The 745-nt window shown below is 35.7% G+C and carries 1 tRNA gene and 1 pseudogene; one reads left to right on the top strand and one right to left on the bottom strand.

The features are described from left to right. Nucleotides 1-315: pseudogene (locus tag AC061C_RS15860) on the bottom strand (peptidase dimerization domain protein); the annotation flags it as partial. A gap of 108 nt (nt 316-423) precedes the next feature. Between AC061C_RS15860 and AC061C_RS15855 the strand changes: the two are divergent. Beyond that, nucleotides 424-505 (top strand) — tRNA-Leu (locus tag AC061C_RS15855). Nucleotides 506-745: the final 240 nt, after the last annotated feature.

Genomic DNA, 745 nt, shown 5'->3' with positions numbered 1-745 from the left:
TGGTTCAAATGGGGGAGAAGTCCAAAGTTCCAATGGATCTGGTGGTTGTACATCATAATGTCCGTACACTAAAACGGTAGGTAAGTTAGGGTCGATGATTTTTTCGCCATACACGATTGGGTAGCCTGGTGTGTCGCATATTTCGACTAGATCGCAGCCGGCTTTCTCTAAACTGGCTTTTACGGCATCGGCAGTTTCAAAAACATCATGTGAGTAGGCGGTGTCGGCACTTACAGATGGAATTTTTAGTAATTCGATTAACTCGTTGATAAAGCGATCTTTGTGTTCTTGAACGTATGCTTTAATATTTTCCATTAGGTGAATTTTGTTTGTATGTTCAAAAGTACAAAAAGAGTATGAATATTTTTTATCAAAATTGTTTTGAAAATAAGAAGTTAAGTGTATCTTTGCACCCACAATTGCGCGGATATGGTGAAATTGGTAGACATGCCAGACTTAGGATCTGGTGCCGCAAGGCGTGTAGGTTCGAGTCCTATTATCCGCACTTTTAAAACCCAAAACATTGATAATTCATGTTTTGGGTTTTTTGTATATTATTTTGCCGAAATATTGCCGAGATTCTTTTAAAATCTTTCTTTAAGGCTTATTATACGTATTGGATATTTTCTATTTTATTTTTTAAAACACTTATTTCGGCATGTTTGCCATTTATAAATTCATTTAATATTTCTCACAGCTATCCGAAAGTTTTACTAAATAATAGAAAAACTGCCTCGACCCTTTA

The sequence above is a fragment of the Flavobacterium sp. GNP010 genome (assembly GCF_056428945.1).
The sequence above is the reverse complement of the archived record's forward strand: the minus strand, read 5'-3'. Positions and strand labels throughout refer to the sequence as shown.